Annotated in this window: 20 protein-coding genes; 6 read left to right on the forward strand and 14 right to left on the reverse strand. The window is 61.4% G+C overall.

All coding sequences use genetic code 11. From position 1 onward, the window contains the following. Positions 1-97: 97 nt before the first annotated feature. Positions 98-1,153 carry a haloacid dehalogenase-like hydrolase gene (locus EQV97_RS10455; protein WP_122841121.1) on the reverse strand — a complete coding sequence of 352 codons (1,056 nt, stop codon included), beginning with the start codon at positions 1,151-1,153 and terminating at the stop codon, positions 98-100. Between the two features lie 240 nt (positions 1,154-1,393). On the opposite strand from EQV97_RS10455, the gene EQV97_RS10460 reads away from it, so the two are divergent. Next, positions 1,394-2,785 (forward strand): L-cystine transporter, encoded by a 1,392-nt coding sequence (locus EQV97_RS10460; protein ID WP_122841120.1) that lies wholly within the window; start codon positions 1,394-1,396, stop codon positions 2,783-2,785. A 122-nt stretch (positions 2,786-2,907) separates the two neighbouring features. Here the strand turns inward: EQV97_RS10460 and EQV97_RS10465 are convergent, their stop codons facing one another. Beyond that, positions 2,908-3,420, reverse strand: a complete 513-nt coding sequence (locus EQV97_RS10465) for a dihydrofolate reductase (RefSeq protein ID WP_240888912.1) — start codon at positions 3,418-3,420, stop codon at positions 2,908-2,910. A gap of 99 nt (positions 3,421-3,519) precedes the next feature. Between EQV97_RS10465 and EQV97_RS10470 the strand changes: the two genes are divergently transcribed. Both EQV97_RS10470 and EQV97_RS10475 read left to right on the forward strand, forming a co-directional pair. Further along, positions 3,520-4,890, forward strand: coding sequence for a DUF2868 domain-containing protein (locus tag EQV97_RS10470; protein ID WP_122841118.1), 1,371 nt, complete (start codon positions 3,520-3,522; stop codon positions 4,888-4,890). Further along, complete coding sequence (locus tag EQV97_RS10475; protein ID WP_225568845.1) at positions 4,883-6,259, forward strand: GTPase/DUF3482 domain-containing protein; 1,377 nt, start codon at positions 4,883-4,885, stop codon at positions 6,257-6,259. Before EQV97_RS10470 ends, EQV97_RS10475 begins: the two co-directional genes overlap by 8 nt. Positions 6,260-6,413: 154 nt before the next feature. On the opposite strand, the gene EQV97_RS10480 is transcribed toward EQV97_RS10475, so the two are convergent. The 7 genes from EQV97_RS10480 to EQV97_RS10510 form a co-directional block, all read right to left on the reverse strand. Then, the gene (locus EQV97_RS10480) at positions 6,414-6,974 is read right to left on the reverse strand and encodes a phosphonate degradation HD-domain oxygenase (RefSeq protein WP_122841116.1); all 561 of its coding nucleotides are present in this window, start codon (positions 6,972-6,974) and stop codon (positions 6,414-6,416) included. Positions 6,975-6,976: 2 nt separating this feature from the next. Next, positions 6,977-8,107 (reverse strand): TIGR03364 family FAD-dependent oxidoreductase, encoded by a 1,131-nt coding sequence (locus tag EQV97_RS10485; protein ID WP_240888913.1) that lies wholly within the window; start codon positions 8,105-8,107, stop codon positions 6,977-6,979. Between the two features lie 206 nt (positions 8,108-8,313). After that, a complete protein-coding gene (locus tag EQV97_RS10490; RefSeq protein ID WP_225568847.1) occupies positions 8,314-9,339 on the reverse strand; it encodes a putative 2-aminoethylphosphonate ABC transporter substrate-binding protein in 1,026 nt (341 codons plus the stop codon). Between the two features lie 27 nt (positions 9,340-9,366). Beyond that, positions 9,367-11,091, reverse strand: a complete 1,725-nt coding sequence (locus EQV97_RS10495) for a putative 2-aminoethylphosphonate ABC transporter permease subunit (RefSeq protein ID WP_240888914.1) — start codon at positions 11,089-11,091, stop codon at positions 9,367-9,369. Next, complete coding sequence (locus EQV97_RS10500) at positions 11,091-12,167, reverse strand: putative 2-aminoethylphosphonate ABC transporter ATP-binding protein (protein WP_045059785.1); 1,077 nt, start codon at positions 12,165-12,167, stop codon at positions 11,091-11,093. The genes EQV97_RS10495 and EQV97_RS10500 overlap by 1 nt, the downstream gene beginning before the upstream one ends. Positions 12,168-12,285: 118 nt before the next feature. Next, a complete protein-coding gene (locus EQV97_RS10505) occupies positions 12,286-13,149 on the reverse strand; it encodes a LysR family transcriptional regulator (RefSeq protein ID WP_225568849.1) in 864 nt (287 codons plus the stop codon). 16 nt (positions 13,150-13,165) lie between these two features. After that, positions 13,166-15,433: a heavy metal translocating P-type ATPase gene (locus EQV97_RS10510; protein WP_240888915.1), complete on the reverse strand. Its 2,268-nt coding sequence runs from the start codon at positions 15,431-15,433 to the stop codon at positions 13,166-13,168. A gap of 86 nt (positions 15,434-15,519) precedes the next feature. On the opposite strand from EQV97_RS10510, the gene cadR reads away from it, so the two are divergent. Then, positions 15,520-15,969, forward strand: a complete 450-nt coding sequence (gene cadR / locus EQV97_RS10515; RefSeq protein WP_122841109.1) for a Cd(II)/Pb(II)-responsive transcriptional regulator — start codon at positions 15,520-15,522, stop codon at positions 15,967-15,969. 37 nt (positions 15,970-16,006) lie between these two features. Here cadR and EQV97_RS10520 read toward each other — a convergent pair whose 3' ends face one another. The 3 genes from EQV97_RS10520 to EQV97_RS10530 all read right to left on the reverse strand — a co-directional run bounded on the left by EQV97_RS10520 (position 16,007) and on the right by EQV97_RS10530 (position 18,699). Then, positions 16,007-16,978, reverse strand: coding sequence for a thymidylate synthase (locus EQV97_RS10520; protein WP_045059781.1), 972 nt, complete (start codon positions 16,976-16,978; stop codon positions 16,007-16,009). Positions 16,979-17,026: 48 nt separating this feature from the next. Continuing rightward, positions 17,027-17,833: a prolipoprotein diacylglyceryl transferase gene (lgt, locus tag EQV97_RS10525; RefSeq protein WP_045059780.1), complete on the reverse strand. Its 807-nt coding sequence runs from the start codon at positions 17,831-17,833 to the stop codon at positions 17,027-17,029. Between the two features lie 83 nt (positions 17,834-17,916). Beyond that, on the reverse strand, positions 17,917-18,699 hold the full coding sequence (locus EQV97_RS10530) for a sulfite exporter TauE/SafE family protein (protein ID WP_240888916.1): 783 nt from the start codon (positions 18,697-18,699) through the stop codon (positions 17,917-17,919). A 133-nt stretch (positions 18,700-18,832) separates the two neighbouring features. On the opposite strand from EQV97_RS10530, the gene EQV97_RS10535 reads away from it, so the two are divergent. After that, positions 18,833-19,579, forward strand: a complete 747-nt coding sequence (locus EQV97_RS10535) for an NRDE family protein (RefSeq protein ID WP_122841107.1) — start codon at positions 18,833-18,835, stop codon at positions 19,577-19,579. A 130-nt stretch (positions 19,580-19,709) separates the two neighbouring features. On the opposite strand, the gene ptsP is transcribed toward EQV97_RS10535, so the two are convergent. Together ptsP and EQV97_RS10545 are read right to left on the reverse strand one after the other, a co-directional pair. Beyond that, on the reverse strand, positions 19,710-21,989 hold the full coding sequence (gene ptsP, locus EQV97_RS10540; RefSeq protein ID WP_045059777.1) for a phosphoenolpyruvate--protein phosphotransferase: 2,280 nt from the start codon (positions 21,987-21,989) through the stop codon (positions 19,710-19,712). Positions 21,990-22,011: 22 nt separating this feature from the next. Next, positions 22,012-22,491, reverse strand: coding sequence for an RNA pyrophosphohydrolase (locus EQV97_RS10545; RefSeq protein WP_007945562.1), 480 nt, complete (start codon positions 22,489-22,491; stop codon positions 22,012-22,014). A 143-nt stretch (positions 22,492-22,634) separates the two neighbouring features. On the opposite strand from EQV97_RS10545, the gene EQV97_RS10550 reads away from it, so the two are divergent. After that, entirely contained in the window at positions 22,635-23,291 is a 657-nt protein-coding gene (locus EQV97_RS10550; protein WP_240888917.1) for an HAD family hydrolase, read from the forward strand. Positions 23,292-23,338: the final 47 nt, after the last annotated feature.

A 23,338-nucleotide genomic window follows, 5' to 3' on the forward strand; every position in this document is an offset into this window, starting at 1 on the left:
GAGGCTGCGATCTTTTGATCTTTCCTGGACGCGACCTCTGAAGATCAAAAGATCGCAGCCTTCGGCAGCTCCTACAGGGGGATCGGCAACTCTGGGATTATTGGATTTCTTCAGGCTTCACGATCACCCAGTTCTTGTCTGCCGTCACCGGCAAGCCTTCCTTGGCCTGGGCCGCTGCATGCTTGGCCATCATGCCGTTTATCTGGGTCATGTATTTGTCCTTGCGGTTGATCCACAAGTGAATACCGCCCTTGGCCACGTCGACGCTGTGAAACAACATGAAACCATCACTGGTTGGCGTATCGCCGCCGACCAGCACCGGTTTTTTCCACTCGTCGATGTAAGTCAGGATCGCCGCCTGCTTGCCTGCCATCCAGGTCGCCGGGGTCCACAGGTACGGGGTCAACTCCAGGCCCAGGTTGGCTTTCTCGTCATACTTGCCGGCAGTAATCTGCTTGCGTGCAGTGGTCAGTTCGCCGGTCTTGGCGTCCTTGAGCAGCAGGCTCACGCCGATCACGTTCTGCGGCTTGACGTTGTAGCCGTACTGCGGATCTGACGCCACCATGCGCACCAGCTCTTCCGATGCGGCAGTCATCACGTAGACCTCGATGCCGTTTTCCATCAGCTTGTTATAGAGCTCTTTTTGCCCAGTGAAGATTTTCGGCGGGTTGACGTCGAGTGTCTTCACCACGTCGCCTTCGTAATAAGTGGCTGGCACCGGTTTGCCTGACGCCATCAACTCGTCGACATACCCCTTGAGCTCTTTGAGGGTAAAACCGGAAAACACCTGCGCGACCCATGGATAGCAGACCATGTCGTCGAGTTCGCAAAGGCGATAGTAGTAACTGAAGAGGCTTTCCTTGTGCTCGGCGGTGTCTTTGAACGGGATCAGCTTCAGGGAGGGATCAAGCTTCTCGCGGGTGATCAGGCCTTTGTTCTCCATGAACGGCAGCAACGACTCTTCCAGGTCGTAGCGGTAACTGGTGTTGTCCATGTCGAACACCGCGTAGTTACCCTTGTTGGCGTTGGCCGCGATCATCGCGTCCAGCGCCTTGGCCTGATCGGCTGGCCAATGTTTCAGATCCGTGGCGAAGGCCTGTCCAGCAAGGCCCAGGCAGAGTGCTGCGAGCAAAAATTTCGGAGCAAGCTTCATCGTCGTTCTCCCTGATTCAAAGAGCTCGACGCTATCAAATAAGTGTGACATTCCCCGCCCGCCTGCGACCGTTCACGTCTCCATTGCGCCAGCTGCATTCCCGGAAGCGACATGCGCTTATTCCGAAAACGACAGTTATCATGCGTTTTTGATATTAATTCATTAGTTTTCAAGCTGTTAGGCTTGCCGGTTCGCAGCTGCCCCGCAAGGCAGCGGGCACAAGTCTTTCTCGGAGTTTTCATGAATCTGCCGCTGATCCTCAATCTGCTGGTGTTCCTGGCCTTGCTGTTCGGCTTGGCGCAAACCCGTCACTCCAACTGGAGCCTGGCGAAAAAAGTCCTGCTTGCGCTTGTGTTAGGCGTGGCGTTTGGCGTGGCCCTGCACACCATTTATGGTGCGGGCAACCCGGTGCTGAAGGCGTCGATCGGCTGGTTCGACCTGGTGGGTAACGGTTACGTACAACTGCTGCAGATGATCGTGATCCCGCTGGTGTTTGCCTCCATCCTCAGTGCAGTGGCGCGGCTGCACAACGCCTCGTCACTGGGCAAAATAAGCTTCCTGACCATTGGTACGCTGCTGTTCACCACGGCCATCGCCGCGCTTGTCGGTATCGGCCTCACCAACCTGTTCGGCCTGACCGCTGAGGGCCTGGTCGCAGGCACCCAGGAAATGGCCCGCCTGCAAACCATCCAGACCGACTACGCCGGTAAGGTCGCCGACCTGAATGTGCCGCAGTTGCTGCTGTCGTTCATCCCGCAAAACCCGTTCGCTGACCTGGCGCGCGCCAAGCCGACATCGATCATCAGCGTGGTGATCTTCGCGGCCTTCCTCGGGGTTGCGGCCTTGCAACTGCTCAAGGATGACGTCGAGAAAGGTCAGAAAGTGATCAACGCCATCGACACCCTGCAAGCCTGGGTGATGCGCCTGGTGCGTCTGGTCATGAAGTTGACCCCCTACGGCGTGTTGGCCCTGATGACCAAGGTGGTCGCCGGTTCCAACCTGCAAGACATCATCAAGCTGGGCAGTTTTGTGGTGGTGTCCTACATCGGCCTGGGCTTGATGTTTGTGGTGCATGGCGTGCTGGTGTCGGCGGCCGGGATCAACCCGCTGCGTTTCTTCCGCAAGATCTGGCCAGTGCTGACGTTTGCCTTCACCAGCCGCTCGAGCGCCGCGACCATTCCGCTGAGCATCGAAGCCCAGACCAGCCGCCTGGGTATCCCGCAGTCCATCGCCAGCTTCGCCGCCTCGTTCGGCGCGACCATCGGCCAGAATGGCTGTGCCGGCCTGTACCCGGCAATGCTGGCGGTGATGGTTGCACCGACCGTGGGCATCAACCCGCTGGACCCGCTATGGATAGCGACGTTGGTGGCGATTGTTACCCTGAGTTCGGCTGGGGTGGCCGGCGTCGGCGGTGGCGCGACCTTTGCCGCGTTGATCGTATTGCCGGCAATGGGCTTGCCAGTGTCACTGGTGGCTTTGCTGATTTCAGTTGAGCCGCTGATCGACATGGGCCGCACCGCGTTGAACGTGAGCGGTTCGATTGCAGCTGGTGCGGTGACCAGCCAGATCATGCAGCAGACGGATAAACAGTTGCTGGACGCGGATGAGCATTCGGCGTTGGCTCACGCTTAAATTCTTTAGCGTCTGATCTGGCCTCATCGCCAGCAGGCTGGCTCCCACAGGGATTTGGGGTGTTCACACAATCTGTGTTTCACCTCACATTCACTGTGGGAGCCAGCCTGCTGGCGATGCTTTCAGGCTTTTTCCCAGACTTCGAAGTTGTACGCTGGCTTGTCATCGACTGCCGGATTTTCGATGTTGGAAACCAGTTTCCACTGCGTCAAATCAAACTCCGGAAACCAGGCATCCCCCTCGGGGCTCAGCGCCACACGGGTCAGGTACAGGCGATCCGCCTGCGCCATGCCTTGGGCATACAACTGCGCTCCGCCAATTAACATCACCTCATCGATGCCCTGCTGGTTCGCCCATTCCTGCGCCCGAACCACTGCGGACTCCAGCGACGGATAAACCTCGGCGCCGTCCAGCTGCAGACCGGCCTGGCGACTGACGACGATATTCAATCGTCCCGGCAGCGGGCGACCCAGGGAATCCCAGGTCTTGCGACCCATGATGATCGGCTTGCCCAGGGTGGTGGCCTTGAAGTACTTGAAGTCCCCCGGCAAGTGCCAGGGCATGCTGTTGTCGATGCCGATCACACGGTTTTCACCGAGGGCTGCGATCAGGCTGAGGGGGAGTGATTTAGTCATGTCGGCGAGGATACCAGAGCCTCAACTTCTCGTAACGCAGGCCCCCGACAAGCGCTACAGCGGTTATGCTCACGGCTCAATTAAGCGACGGGATGCCGCGTGACTGAACTGACTAACCTCTGGCTGACTGAAACCATCCGCCTGCGCGAAGAACATGCCGGGGCCCTGGACGATCTTGAAGCCAATCGAATAGCCCGCAGCGAAGGCGGCGACCTGCCGACACGGATTCAACGCCGGGCCCTGTGGCTGGCGGAACGCGACGGGCTGAGCAGCGCCCTCAGCCATTGGCAGCAAGGTGCGCGACTGGCGCTGATTGTCCTGGCGGCACTGGCAGTGATCAGCGGCGCCGGCCTGGCGTTTGCCGCGCTGGGCGACGGGCAGATGCCGGTCAATGTGTTCTGGGCCTTGGGCAGCCTGCTCGGGCTCAATCTGATTTTGCTGCTGAGCTGGGCCCTGGGCCTGATGTTCGCCGGCGAACACGGCGCCAGCCTCGGCCGTTTGTGGCTGTGGCTCAGCGAAAAACTCGCCCGAGACGCCAAGGCCGCACAACTGCCGCCCGCGCTGCTGCTGTTGCTGCAACGACACAAGCTCAATCGCTGGGCGATCGGCTTGCTGGTCAACGGCCTGTGGTTGCTGGCGATGCTTAGCGCACTGGTGATGCTGCTGACCCTGATGGCCACCCGGCGTTACGGCTTCGTCTGGGAGACCACGCTGCTTGGCGCCGACACCTTCGTCGCCATGACTCAAACCCTGGGTGCCCTGCCCGCCTTGCTTGGCTTCAACATACCGACGGTCGAGATGATCCGCGCCAGTGGCGACGCAGCGCTGAACATCGAAAGCGCCCGGCAAGCCTGGGCCACCTGGCTGGTGGGCGTGCTGGTGGTCTACGGGGTCGTCCCGCGCCTGCTCCTGGCGTTGTTCTGCCTATGGCGCTGGAAAACCGGCCAGGCAAAATTGCACTTGGACCTCAACCTGCCCGGCTATGCGCAACTTCGCGAAAGGCTGATGCCCAGCAGCGAACGACTGGGCATCAGCGATGCTGCGCCCGAGCAGTTGCCTCGGGTGCAAACCAGCACCAGCGACTTGCAAAGCGAGGGCGCGCTACTGGTCGCTATCGAGCTGGACGATCAACGCCCGTGGCCGCCGCAGTTGCCGAAGAATGTCAGCAACGCGGGGATTCTCGACAGTCGTGAATCGCGCCACAAACTGCTCGAGCAGCTCAGCCGGTTTCCCCCCGCGCGCCTGGCCATCGCCTGCGATCCACGCCGCTCGCCGGATCGCGGCAGCCTGGCGCTCATCGCCGAATTGGCTCGCAACGCCAGCGCCACACGTATCTGGCTGCTGCAGGCGCCACCCGGCGAGGCCCTGGATGCCGAGCGCCTGGGCGATTGGCATGTGGCGCTGCAACAGCTGGAACTGCCGTTCGCCGACAGCGCGCCATTGAACTGGCTGGAGAACGGTCATGACTGATTCGCAAAAAAAACCGCTGAAACTCGCGGTGGTGGGTCATACCAACGTCGGCAAAACCTCGTTGCTGCGAACCCTGACCCGGGATGTCGGATTCGGCGAAGTGTCTCATCGGCCCAGCACCACCCGCCATGTCGAAGGTGCGCGCCTGTCGGTGGACGGCGAGCCGTTGCTTGACCTGTTCGACACTCCGGGCCTGGAAGATGCCATCGCCCTGCTCGATTATCTCGAGCGCCTGGAGCGCCCCGGCGAGCGCCTCGACGGCCCGGCACGCCTGGCCCGATTCCTTGAGGGCAGCGAGGCCCGGCAGCGTTTTGAGCAGGAAGCCAAGGTACTGCGCCAGTTGCTCACCTGTGATGCCGGCCTTTATGTCATCGATGCCCGCGAACCGGTGTTATCCAAATACCGCGATGAGCTCGAAGTGCTGGCCAGTTGCGGCAAACCCCTGCTGCCGGTGCTGAACTTCGTCAGCAGCGCCAACCATCGTGAACCGGATTGGCGTGAAGCATTGGCGCGGCTGGGTCTGCATGCCCTGGTACGCTTCGACAGCGTCGCCCCGCCGGAAGATGGTGAACGTCGACTGTATGAAAGCCTGGCGCTGCTGCTGGAGAACGCCCGGCCGCAACTGGAGCGCCTGATCGCCGATCAGCAAGCCCAGCGCCTGGCCCGCCAGAAGAGCGCCGCGCGGTTGATAGCCGAATTATTGATCGACTGCGCCGCGTGTCGACGCAGCGTCGCCGCCCAGGCCGAGCAGGAACAGCAGGCGATCAGCGAACTGCGCAAGGCCGTGCGCCAGCGGGAACAGCGGTGCGTCGAAGCCTTGCTCAAGCTCTACGCTTTTCGCCCGCAAGATGCCGCCGCCAGCGACTTGCCGTTGCTTGATGGCCGCTGGGGCGATGATCTGTTCAATCCCGAGACCCTCAAGCAACTGGGCGTTCGGGTCGGCGGTGGCATCGCCGCCGGCGCAGCCGCCGGTGCCGGTGTGGATTTGCTGGTCGGTGGTCTGACGCTGGGCGCAGCGGCACTGGCCGGCGCCATTGCCGGCGGCGCCCTGCAAACCGCGCGCAGCTACGGCAGCCGCCTGCTGGGCAAGGTCAAGGGCCAGCGAGAACTGACTGTCGACGACAGCGTGCTGCGGCTGTTGGCATTACGCCAGCGCCAACTGCTGCTGGCCCTGAATGCCCGCGGGCATGCAGCGCTGGAGAGCATCCAGGTCGCCACGCCACAGGACAAGACCTGGCGCGAAGGCAAGTTGCCGGAAGCACTGAACAAGGCCCGGGCCTATCCCCAGTGGTCGTCGCTCAACCCCCATGCGAAGTTGAATCAGGCGGAGCGGCAGGAGCAGATAGAGGTGCTGGCGCAGCAGCTTTAGACCTCTGGTTTCTGTGCAGCCCCCTTTCGCGAGCAAGCCCGCTCCCAGAGTGGATCGGTGTTGAACACACACTATGTGACCAACCCTGAACCAGGTGGGAGCGAACTTGCTCAGGGCGGCGGTTCGACGAAGAAAGCAACGCGGTCCTTCTGCCCTAGATCACCAATAGCCGCAACGCCTTGGCCTTCAACACCCCCAGATCAATCACCGGAACATCCATCTCCTTGGCTAACTCATCCCACTGCCGCATGCGCAGGCTCAGGGCGCACAAGGGATCACGCTCGAATGCCTCAGCTTCCTCAATGGACATCACCCCACCCTGATGCACCAGGGTCCGGCGACTGGCTACACTCAATCGTTCGTAGTACCCAGGCTCCCTGAGGGTCAGATAACGCTTGGCCTTAACGTGATACTCGACCAGCCGCGCCAGGCGTTCGCTGAAACCTGCGCGCCGCAGATAATCGGCACCCAACCGCTCATGGCTGACCACGCCAAATCCGCCCATGTTCCGGGCGGCATCGGCAGCGCAGATATGCCCGATGTCGTGGAAGAACGCCGCCAGCACCACCTCATCGTCAAAACCTTCGGCCATGGCCAGTTCGGCGGCCTGTGACATATGCTCGATCTGCGACACCGGCTCGCCGATGTAGTCGCTGGCGCCGTAACGCTCGTACAGGGCGAAAACCTCGCCGATCACTTGCTCATTGCGCTCCATGATTATTCCCCCAGCAGGATCGCCACGTTGCGCTCAGCCATGGCCGGCCCGACGCTCATGCCGACCCCGCTGTGCATCAGCGCTGCACTCAGCCCGGCGGCAGGACGCAGGAACGAAAAGGGCGCCGGCCCCCGTGAACCGTAGACTCCCTGCCAGCGCTCCACCACTTTGATCTTGCAGCCCAGCGTCTGCTCGGCCAGTTCGATCATGTAGTCATCCACCTGCTCGGCATTGAAGGGTGAGGCATCGTTGCCGTAATGGTGCGAGTCGCCAATGATCAATTCGCCGTAAGGCGTCGGGCTGATCAGCAGATGAATGCCGTTTTCGTGCAAGTACGGTGTTTCTCGCACCATCTGCGCCTGCACTGCCGCAGCTTCGGGCAGATCGGCAAAGGCACCGTAGTGCACGCAGCTCAGGCCGGTGAGCAGCGCATGTTGCAGGTTAAGGTTGACCTGCGGCCGCGCCCGCAGCATTTGCAGGCGACAGACTTGCGGGTTGAGCTCGGCGATGGGCCCCGCCAGCAGGGTCTGATAATCATGACCGGAGCAAACGATGATCTGTCCGGCACTGAACACCCCCGCAGTGCTGTGCACGCGGCCCGGTTCAATGTCGCGCACCAGCGTCGAAAAATGAAATTCGACGCCCAGCTCGCGGCGCAGGTAGTCGATCAATGCCGGGATCGCTTCCCGTGAATACAGTTGCTGATCCTCCAGGCCATGCAGCGCGGCCCGGTGATGGCGGAATTGACCGCCGTACAAATCGCGTAGCGCTGAGCCGCGCAGCAGGTCGACGCGGTAATCGTGTTTCACCGCGCGGCCGGCGCAAAAGGCTTCGAGCAAATCCTCTTCGGCTTCAGTGCGGGCGAACAGGTACGAGCCATTGCGCTTGAGCTGCAGCCCGGCAAGTTGCGCCCATTGGCCCCAGATATCACGGCTGGCCTTGGCCAGTTCGAGCATCGGGCCGGGCGGCTGGCCGGTGACCAGGGCCTGGCCGAAGTTGCGCACTGAGGCGCCCAGGGGTGTTTCGCTGCGTTCGAAAACGCGGACCTTGAGCCCGCGCCTGGCGGCGGCGTAGGCATGGGACAGACCCAGAATGCCGGCGCCGACGATCAGTATGTCGCTGTGTTGTGTCATGGGTTTTGTCCTGAATTCGAAGCCGCCTTCGCGGGCAAGCCCGCTCCCACAGGTTCATTGGTGTTCACAACATCTGTGTTCACTACCAATCCCTATCGGAACTGGCTGCGAGGCCCCACAGGGTGGTGAGCGTTAAATTCGCGAACACCTCAAAACCTGTGGGAGCGGGCTTGCCCGCGAAGGGGCCCTGTCAGCCGATAAAGATCCTACTTGGCAGCCACTTTCTCGGACTTGCCGTCATAGCGCTTGCGCCACTCGGCCAGGATTTCGTCGCGATTCTTCGACGCCCAGGCAAAGTCGTTCTTGATCAAGCGCTGCTCGTAATCCGCCGGCAGCTCGGTCTGTGGCTTGGCGATTCCCGGCTGAGCCAGTACTGCAAAGTTCTCTTTATACAGCTCCATCGCCGCCGGACTGGCGGAGAAATCAGCCAGCTTCTTCGCCGCTTCTTCGTGCTGCGAGCCCTTGATCAGCGCGGTGGCTTCGATCTCCCAGCCAAGGCCTTCCTTCGGCAGGATGATGTCGAGCGGAGCGCCCTGGCGCTTGAGTTGAACGGCCGGGTATTCAAAGGAAATGCCGATCGGGAATTCGCCGGAGGCTGCGAGCTTGCAGGGCTTGGAGCCGGAATGGACGTATTGCCCGATGTTCTGGTGCAGGTCGTCCATGTACTGCCAGCCCTGCTTCTCGCCGAAGGTTTGCAGCCAGGCGCTGACGTCGAGGAAACCAGTGCCGGACGACGCCGGGTTAGGCATCACGATTTTGCCTTTGTACTCAGGCTTGGTCAGGTCCTGCCAGCTTACCGGCTTGGTCAGCCCCTGTTTCTCGGCCTCGACAGTGTTGAAGCAGATGGTCGCGGCCCAGACATCCATGCCGACCCAGGCGGGTGGATTGGCGGCGTCACGGTAGTTGCCACCGATCTTGTCCAGGTCCTTGGGTGCGTAGCTCTGCAGCATGCCTTGCTGGTCGAGAATCGCCAGGCTCGATGCCGCCAGGCCCCACACAGCATCAGCCTGCGGGCGGGCTTTCTCAGCCAGCAGCTTGGCGGTGATGATGCCTGTAGAGTCGCGAACCCACTTGATTCCGATATCCGGGTTGGCTTTCTCAAATGCCTCTTTGTAAGTCTTGAGCTGTTCCGCTTCGAGCGCGGTGTACACCGTCAACTCGGTTTTCGCCGCAAAGGCGTTCAGGCTGAAAGCGGTGAGGACAGCAGCGGCCAGGGCCATAGGCTTGAACATGATGCAGCTCCTTTTATGGGGACAGATCTATTTTCCGGGTGCAGTCTGCCGCCAGGCCTGGGAGCGACGCAGCAAACCGCGCGAGGCCCAGGCCAGCAGCAGGGACACGCCCGCCGAGGTGAACAGAATCAGGGTCGACATCGCGGCCGCACCACCAACGTTGCCGGCGTCATCCATGTTCAGCACCGCCACCGCCGCGAGGATGGTGTCGGGGCTGTACAGGAAGATCGCGGCCGAGACGGTGGTCATGGCCGAGACGAACAGGTAGCGCACGATGTCCAGCAGCGCGGGCAGGCAGATCGGCACGGTGACCCGCAGGTAGTGCCGATACAGCGGCGCCTTGAGCGACAACGCAGCGGCTTCGAACTCGCCATCGAGTTGGCGCAGCGCTGTGGTGGCGGTCATCTGGGCGGTGGTCAAATAATGAGCAATGGTGCACACCACCAGCAGCGTCATGGTCCCGTACAGCACATGCAGCGGGTTGCCGGTGAGATTGAAGAAGAAGACATAACCCAGGCCGAGCACCAGGCCGGGCACCGCCATCGGCACAAAGCTGAGCATGCGCAGGGTCAGGTTAAGGCCGCGCTGGCCCTTGGTTTTCTCCATCAGGTAGGCGCCGGTGAAGATCAGCACGCTGCCGATCAGCGCTGTGCACACGGCCATCTTCACGCTGTTGCCGTAGGCCAGCCAGCCACCGCCCGCCGTGTCGTTGAACTGGTAGTGATTGAGCGACAGCGACAGGTTGTACGGCCAGAATTTTACCAGCGACGAGAACACCGCCATGCCGAACACCAGCAGCAGCACCGCGCAGATCAGCATCACGATTGCCAGGTAACACCTGTCTCGCAGGGGCGATGGCAGCGGTTTGAACACTTGCGCCCTACCGCTCATGGAGTCGCCGTGACGGCGACGCAACCAGGCGTCGACACCGAAGCTGAGCAGTGCCGGCAGCAGCAGGACCATGCCGATCAACGCGCCACGGCCGAACTGTTGCTGGCCGACCACCGCTTTATAAGCTTCCAGTGCCAGCACTTGATAATCGCCGCCGACCACCACGGGGACGCCAAAGTCGGTAATGGTCAGGGTGAACACCAGGCAGAACGCCGCGAACACGGCCTGACGCGTCGCCGGCCAGGTGATGCTGCGGAACGCTTTCGCCGGACTGGCGCCCATGCTGGAGGCCGCGTCGAACAGGCGTGCATCTGCCAATGACAGCGCTGACAGCAGGATCATCAAGGCATGCGGGAAGGTGTAGATGACCTCGCCCAGAACAATGCCCCAGAAACCGTAGATGTTGTCCGAGAGCAGGCCGCGCAACATGCCCTGGTTGCCGAACAGATAGACCAGGGCGATTCCGGGCAGCATTGAGGGCGCCATCAGCGGCAACAGGGAAATACCGCGCCAGATGCCTTTGCCTGGAATCAGCGTTCGTTGCAGCGCGTAGGCAAACAGGTAGGCCAGCGGGACGACAATAGCCGCCACGCTGAGGGAAACTTTCAGGCTGTTGCCCAACAGCCAGTGGAAGTTCGCACTGGTCACCAGCTCACGGGCGGCGACCAGGCCACCGCCCTGCCCGGCCTCGGCGCTGAACCCGCGCCAGAAGATCGCCAGCAACGGCAGCAATACCGCGACGCCGAGCAATACCAGCAAAACCACTTTGCCGCCGACCACGAACAGCCGATCGCCGATCTCGGCTCGGGACGTCTGCCGCACCTGCTTGCGCGGCATCGGCAGGGCGATGTTCGCGCTCATCAGGCGAACACCTGCAGGCTGCGCGGCGGCAAAGCCACCATGATCTGCTGCGCGCCAAGACGCGGCATGGCTTCAGGCGCCAATTCAGCGAGCAGCGCATGGCCAGGCAATTGGTCGAGTTCAAAACTCATGCGGCAGCGGTTGCCGAGGAAAGTGATCTCGCGAACCTTGGCCGGGAACAGGTTTTCCTCATGCACCGTCGGGTTGACGCAGATGGCTTCAGGTCGGCAGAACAAGCGCCCCGATGCGGTTTTCGCGCCCCCCTCGGCCAGGCGCATGTTCATCCCGCCAACCTGGGCATGGCTGCCATTGCTGCGGCTGAACGGCAGCCAGTTGCCCTGGCCGACGAACTCGGCGACAAAGGGAGTCGCCGGACGGTCGTAGATTTCCTGCGCGGTAGCGTACTGCTCGACCTTGCCGTTGTTCATCACGGCGATGCGGTCGGCCATCAGCATGGCCTCGTCCTGGTTGTGCGTGACCATCAGGGTGGTAATGCCCAGGTTACGCTGCAGCTGGCGCAGCTCGGTGCACAGATGCTCGCGAACCCGGGCGTCGAGGGCCGACATCGGCTCATCGAGCAGCAACAGCGACGGTGCCGGCGCCAATGCCCGCGCCAGGGCGACGCGTTGCTGCTGGCCGCCGGACAGTTGCCCGGGGTACTTTTTTTCACTGCCGATCAGGCCCACCAGCTCCAGCATCTGCCCCACACGCTTACGCACTTCATCGCGACCACTGCCGGCTAGGCCGTAGGCGATGTTTGCCTCGACGGTGAGATTGGGGAACAAGGCGTAGGACTGGAACAGAATGCCGTAGTCCCTGGCCTGGGGCGCCAGGTGGGAAACGTCGCGATCGCCCAGGTACAGCTCGCCGCTGTCCTGTTTCTCCAGGCCGGCGATGCAGCGTAGCAATGTAGTCTTGCCGCAGCCCGACGGACCGAGCAGGCAAACCAGCTCGCCGGCTGCCACGTCGAGGGAAACGTTATCCAGTGCAGTGAACGCGCCAAAGCGTTTTTGCACGCCGCGCACTTTCATCGGGGCGCCGGGGTTGGTCAGGGCAGTTGCGATCGAGTGGTTCATGGACAGACCTCATCAAGCAGATGAGAGCCATCCTAGGGATGTAATGCGTACGTGATGTGGCAGTGAGGCAAAAACGGCTGATAGTGGTATTCAAGGATTTGGGTTGAAGTCAAAAGTCTCAGGCCGGCGCCATCTCTTGCGCCAACCCGAGAAACGCCGCCGGCAACCGCGCGCCCTTACGCTCCTTGAGGCAGTACAGGTATTCAGGGATCTGCGGCGCATTCTCGATGGTCAACACCCGCAGTTGCGGATCATGCGGCACTTCCTGGCGGGCAATGATGCTGATACCGATATTGCGCAGCACAGCCTCGCGGATCGACTCCCGACTGCCAATTTCCAGCAGCGGTCCGAAACCCACGCCCGCACTGGCCAGCAGCTCTTCAGTCAGGCGCCGGGTGGTGGAGCCGGATTCGCGCATCAACAGGGTATGCCCGGCCAGCGCGCTGAGCGGTACATGATCATGCACCGCCAGCGGATGATTGCGATGCACCGCCAGTACCAGTGGATCGGTACCCAGCACTCGACGGATCAATCGCGCATCATCCAGCAACTGCGAGGAAGCAGCGACGTCGACGCGGTACTCCTCCAGCGCCTCCAGCACCTGCTGCGAGTTGCCGATTTCCACTGACACTTCCACCTGGGGCAGGCGCTCGCGAAAGGTCTTCACCAGGTCGAGAATGTAATAAGGCGCAGTAGCCGCGATGCGCAAGGTGCCTTGAACCTGACCACTGTTGCGCAGGAAGAACTCGATGTCCGCCTCCTGCTGCATCAATGCCTTGACCATGGGCAGCAGTCGCGCCCCTTCATCGCTGACAGTGAGGCGGCGGCCACCGCGATAGAACAGTTCAACCGAGTACTGGCTTTCCAGATTGCGAATCTGGGTGGTCACCGTAGGCTGGCTCAACCCGAGCTTTTTCGCCGCCAGGGTGATGCTGCCCAGGCGGGCCACCATATAAAACGCCTTCAGCTCCGCACTCAGCACACCCAATCCTCATCGCTTACTTGCGCAACAAACGCAAACCATTGAACACCACCAACAGGCTCACGCCCATGTCGGCGAACACCGCCATCCACATGGTCGCGCCCCCCGCGAAGGTTACCCCAAGAAAGATCGCCTTGATTACCAATGCAAGGGCAATGTTCTGCTTTAGGATGCTCGACGTTTGCCGCGACAGGCGGATGAACGCGGGGATCTTGCGCAGATCGTCGTCCATCAGGGCGACATCGGCGGTCTCGATGGCGGTATCGGTGCCAGCAGCCGCCATTGCGAAACCGATCTCGGCCCGAGCCAGCGCCGGCGCATCGTTGATGCCATCGCCGACCATGCCGACGTGATGGCCCTGTGCATAAAGTGCTTCGATGGCTTGCAGCTTGTCGGTTGGCAGCAAGTCGCCCTTGGCCTCGTCGATACCCACTTGCGCGGCAATCGCCTGAGCGGTGTGGACGTTGTCGCCGGTAAGCATCAGGGTTTTGATGCCCAGTTCGTGCAGTTGCCGGATCGCCTCGCGGCTGGACTCCTTGACCGTATCAGCCACGGCGAATAGCGCCAGCGGGCCGGACTTGTCGAGCAACAACACTACCGATTTACCCTGTTTTTCCAGTGCAAACAGCTTCTCTTCCAGTTCCGGCGAGCAAAGGTTCAGCTCTTCCACCAGCCGATGGTTGCCCAAATGATAGACCTGACCGTTAATTTCACCGCGCACACCGCGACCAGCCAGCGCTTCAAAGTTATCCACAACCAGCGGCGCGGATTGTTTATCCACAGCCGCATTGGCGATGGCCAAAGACACCGGGTGATCCGAGCGGCCGGCCAGCGCCGCCGCAATCGCCGGGGCGGTGGCGTCAGCGGTTGGGTCAAGTGACAAATAATCGGTCTGCACCGGTTTGCCATGGGTGATGGTGCCGGTCTTGTCCAACGCCAGGTAATCGAGCTTGTAGCCGCCCTCCAGATAAACCCCGCCCTTCACCAGGATGCCTTTGCGCGCCGCCGCCGCGAGGCCGCTGACGATGGTCACCGGGGTGGAAATCACCAACGCGCATGGGCAAGCGACCACCAGCAAGACCAACGCCCGGTAGATCCAGTCGAACCAGGCGCCGCCCATGAACAGCGGCGCAATCACGGCAACGGCCAACGCCAGCAGGAACACTGCCGGGGTATAGATTTTCGAGAATTGATCGACGAACCGCTGGGTTGGCGCGCGTGCGCCCTGCGCCTGTTCCACGGCGTGGATGATCCGCGCCAGCGTCGAGTTATTGGCCACAGCAATGACGGCATATTCCAGGGACCCTGCCTGGTTGATGGTCCCGGCGAATACCTTATCGCCCACTGTCTTCTCGATCGGCAGGCTTTCGCCCGTGATCGGCGCCTGATCGATGGTGGAACTGCCCGACACGACTTCACCGTCCAGACCAATTCGCTCGCCGGGACGCACCCGCACTCGCGCGCCGAGCTCGATGGTTTTGACGTCTTGCTCAACCCAGCGGCCGTCGGCTTGCTGCACCGTGGCCTGTTCCGGGGTCATCTGCATCAGGCCGCCAATGGCGTTGCGCGCTCGATCCAGCGACTTGGCTTCGATCAACTCGGCCACGGTGAACAGGAACATCACCATCGCCGCTTCCGGCCACTGGCCAATCAGGACCGCGCCGGTGACCGCGATGCTCATCAACGCGTTGATGTTCAGGTTGAGGTTCTTGAGCGCAATCCAGCCTTTTTTGTAAGTAGTAAGGCCACCACTGAGGATCGAAACCAGCGCGATGATCGCCACCACCCAGTCCGGCGCGGCGTTGGTGAAGTGGATCACTTCTGCTGCCAGTGCACCCACACCCGACAGCGCCAGAGGCCACCAGTGCTTTTTCTCGGGGACCGGCGCTGGCGCTTCGGCGCCCTGCTCCATCGGCTCGGCCACCATGCCCAGCGACTTGATCGCCTCGATGATCGGCGCAGTGCTGGGCAGGTCATGGGTCACGCCCAGGACTCGATTGATCAGGTTGAATTCGAGTTGCTGCACACCTGCCAGTTTACCGAGCTTGTTCTGGATCAGCGTCTGCTCGGTCGGGCAGTCCATGGCATCGATGCGGAAACTGCTCAGGCGCGCACCGTCGGTCGGCGTTTCGCTCAGCTTGATCAGCGACGGCGCAGCGGCTTTGGAAGAACAGCACGAGTCGCCAGGGCTGCCATGGTCGTGCTTTTGTACAGGCTGAAGCCTGGGGCCGTGATCATGATCGTGATCCGCGCCGGGTTTGTGGATGTGCTGGGAGTCGCTCATTGGTTTGCGTCCATGTTGGTGCCTGTTGCCAAGTAAAGACCCTGTAGCCACTATAGGGTCAAGCACCCATTTGGAGATTTGCTGCCATGAAGATTGGAGAGCTGGCCAAACTGACCGACTGCGCCGTGGAGACCATCCGCTATTACGAGCGTGAGCACCTGCTGCCAGAGCCCGCGCGCAGTGACGGCAACTACCGCGTATACACCCAGGCCCACGTCGAACGCCTGACGTTTATCCGCAACTGCCGCACCCTCGACATGACCCTGGAAGAGATCCGTAGCCTGCTGGCATTGCGCGACAGTCCGCAGGATCAGTGTGAGAGCGTGAATGCGCTGGTGGATGAGCACATCCATCACGTCAGGGCCCGGATCGAGGGCTTGCTGGCATTGCAGGCACAACTTCTCGACCTGCGCCAACGTTGCGGCGAGGGGCCAGGGAGTGAGCATTGCGGGATTTTGCAGCGGCTGGAGGTGAGTGGCGGAGTTGTCGCGACGGAAGTCGAGCCCTCCCATGTTGGCCGCAGCCACGGCCACTAAAAGCACCACCCATCCCCTGTAGGAGCTGCCGGAGGCGTTAGACTGCCATCGGCGCGGTCATTGGCGCGTGGTGCTGATAGCCTTCCAGCGAGAAATCGCCAGGTTCGATCAACTCAAGCCACTCAGGCTGATAAACACCGGTCTTGGCAAACTCCGGCACCCGGTCGCTGATCACCAGTTTGGGCATCGGGAACGGCTCACGCGTGAGCTGCTCGTTGAGCATGTCCAGATGGTTCTCGTACACGTGCGCATCACCGATGAAGTAGGTGAACCAGCGCGGTGTGTAGCCGGTCAGTCGGCCGATCAGGCTCAGTAGCGCGGCGCCTTCGGTGAGGTTGAACGGCGTGCCCAGGCCCAGGTCATTGGAGCGGATGAAGAGGGTCAGGGAAATCTCCCTGGTCTCGACATTGGGGTGGAACTGGTACAGCAGGTGGCACGGCGGCAGGGCCATTTCATCGAGCTGCGCGACGTTCCAGCCGTGGAACAGGATGCGCCGGCTACCCGGGTCCTTGATAATGGTGTCGATACACTGGCGGATCTGGTCGATCGCCTTGTACAGCACCACATAAGCCTCGCCGTCTTCTTCGCCCGCGGCGATCTGCCGATATCCCTGGCTCAGGGTCTGCTCGATCGCCGCCTGGTTGCTGACCGGGATCTGTTTATATGCAGGCCATTTGCGCCACTGCACACCGTAGATCTCGCCGAGATCGTCTTCACCCTGGCGGAACGGGTTGGCCAGCCATTGCGCATTTTCGTTGGCGTTCTGGTCCCAGACCTTGCAGCCCAGGGCGCGGAATTCGGCGGCGTTGTTCACCCCTCGCAAGAATCCGCACATCTCGCCAATGGCCGATTTGAAGGCCATTTTGCGGGTTGTGATTGCCGGAAAACCTTCCTGCAGGTCGTAACGCAGCATCGCACCGGGAAAACTGATGGTGTTCACACCGGTACGGTTGGCCTGTTTGGTGCCGTTCTTGATGACGTGGGCGACCAGTTCGAGATATTGCTTCATGAGTTACCTGTGTCCTTGACCCCGGGGCCCGAGCCCCGGGTTCGAATTTTATACTGCCGCTGCCGGAGTAGCCGGGGCGCGGTGATACGCCAGCCAGATCAGGAACAACCCGCCAACGATCATCGGTACGCACAGCACCTGACCCATGGTCAGCCAGTTCCAGGCCAGATAGCCCAGTTGCGCGTCCGGTACGCGGACGAATTCAACGATGAAGCGGAAGATGCCGTAGAACAGCGCGAACATCCCCGATACCGCCATGGTCGGCCGTGGCTTGCGGGAAAAGATCCACAGGATCGCAAACAGCGCCACGCCTTCCAGTGCGAACTGGTACAGCTGCGACGGGTGACGCGCCAGTTGCGCAGGATCGGTCGGGAACACCATCGCCCACGGCACGTCCGTTGCCTTGCCCCACAGTTCGGCGTTGATGAAGTTGCCGATACGGCCGGCACCCAGGCCGATTGGCACCATCGGCGCGATGAAATCCATCAGCTGGAAAAACGACTTGTTGTTCTTCTTGCCGAACCACAATGCCGCCAGCATCACGCCAATAAAGCCGCCGTGGAACGACATTCCGCCCTTCCACACTTCGAAGATCAGCGTCGGGTTGGCCAGATAGGCATTCAGATCGTAGAACAGCACATAGCCCAGGCGGCCGCCGACGATCACGCCCATCGACATCCAGAACACCATGTCGGAGAGCTTCTCCTTGGTCCAGGTCGGGTCGAAGCGGTTCAGCCGGCGGGACGCCAGCCACCATGCGCCGCCGATGCCGATCAGGTACATCAGGCCGTACCAGTGGATTTTCAGCGGACCGATGGCCAAGGCCACCGGGTCGATCTGCGGGTAAGGCAGCATTGCGACTCCTCGTTAGAGTTGAAACTTTCTAAATTCCCGGGCGACGCTGTCACGCCAGGATTAAGCCAGTATTGCGGAGCGCGTCAAAGCAGGAAGCTGAGCCCGACGCAGAACAGCAAAGCGGCAAACAGTCTTTTCAGCAACTTCGGCGACAATCGGTGAGCCAGCCGCGCGCCCACCCGGGCGAAGAACATGCTGGTCAGGGCAATGCCCAGAAGCGCCGGTAAATAAATAAAACCGAGACTATGGGCCGGCAACAACGGATCGTGCCAGCCCAGAATCATGAAACTTAAAGCACTGGCCAGCGCAATCGGCAGGCCGCACGCCGATGACGTGGCCACCGCCTGCTGCATTGGCACGCTGCGCCAGGTCAGGAACGGCACGGTCAGCGAGCCACCGCCGATCCCGAAAATCGCCGACGCCCAACCGATCACGCTGCCGGCCAGGGTCAGACCGACTTTGCCGGGCACCGTTCGGCTGGCCTTGGGCTTGACGTCCAGAGCCAGCTGCACAGCGATGACCAGCGCAAATACGCCAATAATCTTCTGCAGGTTCGGCCCGGAGATCGCTTCGGCCGTCAGCGCACCAAAGCCGGCGCCCATCAGGATACCCAGGGTCATCCACGCGAAGATCGGCCAACGCACGGCCCCGCGGCGATGATGCTCGCGAACCGCATTGACCGAGGTGAAAATGATCGTCGCCAGGGATGTACCCACCGCCAGGTGAGTCAGGATCGACGCATCGAAACCCTGCAAAGTGAAACTGAACACCAGTACCGGGACGATAATGATGCCGCCCCCCACCCCGAACAGCCCGGCCAGTACGCCCGCACAGGCGCCCAGCGCCAGATAGAGCAGAATTTCCATGGCCATATCCCTAGCATCGTGAAATCAGGAGCGGCATGGTAACGGATGCGGGGGCCAAGGCTCCACTGTGCAAGGCGATGGATCGACGGACGATGACTGCGTACAGTGGGAAAAAAACGCATGGGACCCTCTTATGTGCCTGATTGTTTTTGCCTGGCGACCCGGGCATGCCCAGCCGCTGATCGTGGCAGCCAACCGCGACGAGTTCTACGCCCGTCCCAGCCTGCCCCTTGCGCAGTGGTCGCAAGCGCCGCAGGTATATGCCGGTCGCGACCTGGAAGCCGGCGGCACCTGGCTCGGTATCGGCGCCAATGGCCGCTTCGCCGCGCTGACCAATATTCGCGACCCCCATCAGCCACCAGCGCGCAAATCCCGGGGCGAGCTGGTAGCGCGGTTCCTCTGTGGCGACATGCCAATTGATGATTATTTAACCGACGTTGTCGGACGTTCGGTTGAATATGCCGGGTTTAACCTGTTGGTGGGCAACAATCATGAGATGTGGCACTTCAACGCCCGGGAGTCGGAGGCGGTGATGCTGCAGCCGGGTGTCTATGGTTTATCCAATGCCGGTCTCGACACGCCCTGGCCCAAGTTGCTCAAGGCCCGCTCGGCACTGGAAAGAGCGCTGGACGATCCACAGCCTGATGTTCTGCTCGCGCTCCTCAACGACCCGCAGACAGCCGACTTTGCCGAGCTGCCGGATACCGGCGTGGGGCTGGCAACCGAGGCGTTGCTGTCGAGTGTGTTCATTGCCAGCCCGACTTACGGAACGCGGGCGAGTACGGCGCTGATTGTGCAGGCGGATGGCACGCGGTATATGGTCGAACGGAGCTTCGGGCCGTATGGCGGGCATCTGGGGGAAGTGGAAATCAGGGTTTGATTTTGTCTTGCCTGTGCCGGCCTCATCGCGGGCAAGCCCGCTCCCACAGGGTTGCGCGGTGTGACACAGATTGCGGTCACACCAGAGACTCTGCGGGAGCGAGCCTGCTCGCGATCAGGCCATCAGCTATTTAGAGAACCTTGGCAGTCGCCGGATTATTGATTCGGGCCAACCCAAGGTTCTTCAGCGCCAACTGCAACGAGCTGTGGATAACTTGCGGGTTGTCGATGGTCATCAGCTCCGCCAGCAACTCCTTGGCCTTGCTCAGATTGATCTGGCGCAGCATCCATTTCACCTTGGGCAGGTTGGTGGCGTTCATCGACAGGCTGTCGAAACCCATCGCCATCAACAACACCGCCGCCGCAGGATCACCGGCCATCTCGCCGCAGATACTCACCGGCTTACCCTCGGCATGGGCATCACGCACTACGTTCTGCAGCGCCTGAAGCACTGCCGGGTGCAGGTAATCGTAGAGATCGGCCACCCGCGGGTTGTTGCGATCCACCGCCAGCAGGTACTGGGTCAAGTCATTCGAACCGACCGACAGGAAATCGACTTGCCGCGCCAGCTCCTTGGTCTGGTACACCGCCGCCGGAATCTCGATCATTACGCCAATCGGGGGCATCGGTACGTCCGTGCCCTCGTCGCGCACTTCACCCCAGGCCCGGTGGATCAGGTGCAGGGCTTCTTCGAGCTCGTGGGTGCCGGAGATCATCGGCAACAGGATTCGCAGGTTGTTCAGGCCCTCACTGGCCTTGAGCATGGCCCGGGTCTGCACCAGAAAGATTTCCGGGTGGTCGAGGGTGACGCGAATGCCGCGCCATCCCAGGAACGGGTTGTCTTCCTTGATGGGGAAATACGACAGCGACTTGTCACCGCCGATATCCAGACTGCGCATGGTGACCGGCTGCGGGTGGAACGCGGCGAGCTGCTCGCGATAGATCGCCAGTTGCTCCTTTTCGCTCGGGAAGCGCTGGTTGATCATGAACGGCACTTCGGTTCGGTACAAGCCAACGCCCTCGGCGCCACGCTTCTGCGCCCGCGCCACATCCGCCAGCAGGCCGGTGTTGACCCACAGCGGCATGCGGTGGCCGTCGAGTGTCACGCATGGCAGGTCTCGCAAAGAGTCGAGGCCCAGGGCCAGTTGCTTCTCTTCTTCCACCACCTCGGCGAATTGCTTGCGCAGCACGTCACTGGGGTTGGTGTAGACCTCGCCACGATTGCCGTCGACGATCAGCTCGATGCCGTCAACCTTGGCGTATGGCAGGTCAACCAGGCCCATAACCGTCGGGATACCCATGGCCCGGGCCAGAATCGCAACGTGGGAGTTACCCGAGCCGAGCACCGAGACCAGGCCAACCAGCGTGCCTTCCGGAACCTCGCCGAGCATCGCCGGCGTCAGTTCTTCGCTGACCAGAATGGTTTTTTCCGGGTAGACCAGGTTTTGCTGACGCTCCTCCTGCAAGTAAGCCAGCAGGCGTCGGCCCAGGTCCTTGACGTCCGATGCGCGCTCACGCAGGTAGGCGTCGTCCATCAGTTCGAAGCGGTTGACGTGATCGGTGACGACCTGGCGCAACGCGCCTTGGGCCCACTGCCCGGTCTTGATCACGGTGGTGACTTCGTTGCCCAGCGCGGCATCGTCGAGCATCATCAGATAGACGTCGAACAACGCGCGCTCTTCCGGGCGCAGTTGGGTCGCAAGCTTGGCCGACAAGGCACGCATGTCGGCACGCACACCTTCGATGGCAGTCTTGAACAGCCCAAGTTCGGCATCGATGTCGGTAATGGTCTTGTCCGGCACCACATCCAGATCCGCCGGCGGCAGCATGACCACCGCCGTACCGACCGCCGCGCCCGGCGAACCGGGAACGCCGACGAACTTCGCCTCCTGGATGCCCTTGCCCTGGCGCCCCAGCCCGCGGATCGAGCCGGTGGCCTCGGCGTGGGCAATAACGCCAGCGAGCTGCGCGCTCATGGTCACGAGGAAGGCTTCTTCACCTTCATCGAACTGGCGGCGTTCTTTCTGTTGAATGACCAGCACGCCGACGACGCGGCGGTGGTGAATGATCGGCGCCCCGAGGAAGGAGGCGTAGCGCTCTTCCCCCGTCTCGGCGAAGTAACGGTAGCGCGGGTGATCCGCAGCGTTTTCGAGGTTCAGGGGTTCTTCACGCGTACCGACCAGGCCCACCAGACCTTCGTTCGGCGCCATGCTGACCTTGCCGATCGAGCGCTTGTTGAGGCCTTCGGTGGCCATCAGGACGAAGCGGTTGGTCTCGGGGTCGAGCAGGTAGACCGAGCAAACCTGGCTGCCCATGGCCTCTTTGACGCGCAACACAATAATCCCCAACGCCGCCTTGAGATCCTTGGCGGAGTTAACTTCCTGGACGATCTTGCGCAGCGTATTGAGCATGGCTCGGGGTCGAACTCCGTCGTCAGTCGCGCGTTAAAAGGCGCGGGGCAAGCTCTTTGAGAGCGCGTCGATACACCTCGCGCTTGAATGTCACCACCTGGCCCAACGGATACCAATAGCTGACCCAGCGCCAGCCATCGAACTCCGGTTTACCGGTCAAATCCATCCGCACCCGCTGCTCGTTGGAGATCAGGCGCAGGAGAAACCATTTCTGTTTCTGGCCGATGCACAGCGGTTGGCTGTGGGTCCTGACCAGACGTTGCGGCAAACGATAGCGCAACCAGCCCCGGGTACAGGCGAGAATTTCAACATCTTCGCGTTCCAGGCCCACTTCTTCGTTCAACTCGCGGTACAAGGCGTCTTCCGGCGTCTCCTGGGGATTGATTCCACCCTGGGGAAACTGCCAGGCATCTTGATTGATACGGCGAGCCCATAGCACCTGTCCGGCATCATTCGTGAGAATGATCCCGACATTGGGGCGGAAACCATCGGGGTCGATCACGGCAACAACCTCGCAAACGCATGTCGTCGCATTGTTCCACAAAGGTTGTGAAGGCAGCAACGAGCCGGCCTACCTTATGTGCACTCTTGTGAAAAGTCCGTATTCTGGACGCCTTTCTACAGACTTTTCAGCGAGTAACTGCAATGCGGCTGGCTTTATTCGACTTGGACAACACACTTCTGGGCGGCGACAGCGACCACGCCTGGGGCGATTACCTGTGCGAACGCGGGTTCCTCGACGCGGTTGCCTACAAGACACGCAACGACGAGTTCTATCAGGATTACCTGGCCGGCAAGCTCGATAACGCCGCCTACCTGAACTTTTGCCTGGAGGTCCTGGGCCGCACCGAAATGGCCACGCTGGCGCAGTGGCACCAGGACTACATGCGCGACTGCATTGAGCCGATCGTGTTACCCAAGGCTATCGAGCTGCTGGCCAAGCACCGTGACGCGGGTGACAAGCTGGTGATCATCACCGCGACCAACCGTTTCGTAACCGGACCGATTGCCCAGCGCCTGGGCGTTGAAACCCTGATTGCTACCGAGTGCGAAATGCTCGACGGCCGTTACACCGGGCGCAGCACCGACGTACCGTGCTTCCGCGAAGGCAAGGTCACCCGATTGAATCGCTGGCTGCAAGAGACCGGGCATTCGTTGGACGACAGCTATTTCTATAGCGATTCGATGAATGATTTGCCGCTGCTGGAGCAGGTGGCGAATCCGGTGGCGGTTGATCCGGACCCTAACTTGCGGGCTGAGGCCGAGAACCGCGGTTGGCCGGTGATCACCCTGCGCGACTGAAGATCAATAGATCGTCCGAAGGCTTGGGCCGCGTTCGGACGATCTTT

It is taken from the genome of Pseudomonas sp. TMW22090, from assembly GCF_022496665.1.
GTDB classification, from domain to species: Bacteria; Pseudomonadota; Gammaproteobacteria; order Pseudomonadales; family Pseudomonadaceae; genus Aquipseudomonas; species Aquipseudomonas gregormendelii.

Excerpts from the sequence above, each read along its gene's own strand:
- ptsP (WP_045059777.1), bottom strand. The coding sequence starts at position 21,989 with ATGCTCAATACGCTGCGCAAGATCGTCCAGGAAGTTAACTCCGCCAAG.
- EQV97_RS10530 (WP_240888916.1), bottom strand. The coding sequence starts at position 18,699 with ATGGAAATTCTGCTCTATCTGGCGCTGGGCGCCTGTGCGGGCGTACTG.
- cadR (WP_122841109.1), top strand. The coding sequence starts at position 15,520 with ATGAAGATTGGAGAGCTGGCCAAACTGACCGACTGCGCCGTGGAGACC.
- lgt (WP_045059780.1), bottom strand. The coding sequence starts at position 17,833 with ATGCTGCCTTACCCGCAGATCGACCCGGTGGCCTTGGCCATCGGTCCG.
- EQV97_RS10535 (WP_122841107.1), top strand. The coding sequence starts at position 18,833 with ATGTGCCTGATTGTTTTTGCCTGGCGACCCGGGCATGCCCAGCCGCTG.
- EQV97_RS10465 (WP_240888912.1), bottom strand. The coding sequence starts at position 3,420 with ATGACTAAATCACTCCCCCTCAGCCTGATCGCAGCCCTCGGTGAAAAC.
- EQV97_RS10495 (WP_240888914.1), bottom strand. The coding sequence starts at position 11,091 with ATGAGCGCGAACATCGCCCTGCCGATGCCGCGCAAGCAGGTGCGGCAG.
- EQV97_RS10485 (WP_240888913.1), bottom strand. The coding sequence starts at position 8,107 with ATGACACAACACAGCGACATACTGATCGTCGGCGCCGGCATTCTGGGT.
- EQV97_RS10500 (WP_045059785.1), bottom strand. The coding sequence starts at position 12,167 with ATGAACCACTCGATCGCAACTGCCCTGACCAACCCCGGCGCCCCGATG.
- EQV97_RS10510 (WP_240888915.1), bottom strand. The coding sequence starts at position 15,433 with ATGAGCGACTCCCAGCACATCCACAAACCCGGCGCGGATCACGATCAT.
- EQV97_RS10455 (WP_122841121.1), bottom strand. The coding sequence starts at position 1,153 with ATGAAGCTTGCTCCGAAATTTTTGCTCGCAGCACTCTGCCTGGGCCTT.
- EQV97_RS10490 (WP_225568847.1), bottom strand. The coding sequence starts at position 9,339 with ATGTTCAAGCCTATGGCCCTGGCCGCTGCTGTCCTCACCGCTTTCAGC.
- EQV97_RS10475 (WP_225568845.1), top strand. The coding sequence starts at position 4,883 with ATGACTGATTCGCAAAAAAAACCGCTGAAACTCGCGGTGGTGGGTCAT.
- EQV97_RS10550 (WP_240888917.1), top strand. The coding sequence starts at position 22,635 with ATGCGGCTGGCTTTATTCGACTTGGACAACACACTTCTGGGCGGCGAC.
- EQV97_RS10520 (WP_045059781.1), bottom strand. The coding sequence starts at position 16,978 with ATGAAGCAATATCTCGAACTGGTCGCCCACGTCATCAAGAACGGCACC.
- EQV97_RS10460 (WP_122841120.1), top strand. The coding sequence starts at position 1,394 with ATGAATCTGCCGCTGATCCTCAATCTGCTGGTGTTCCTGGCCTTGCTG.
- EQV97_RS10480 (WP_122841116.1), bottom strand. The coding sequence starts at position 6,974 with ATGGAGCGCAATGAGCAAGTGATCGGCGAGGTTTTCGCCCTGTACGAG.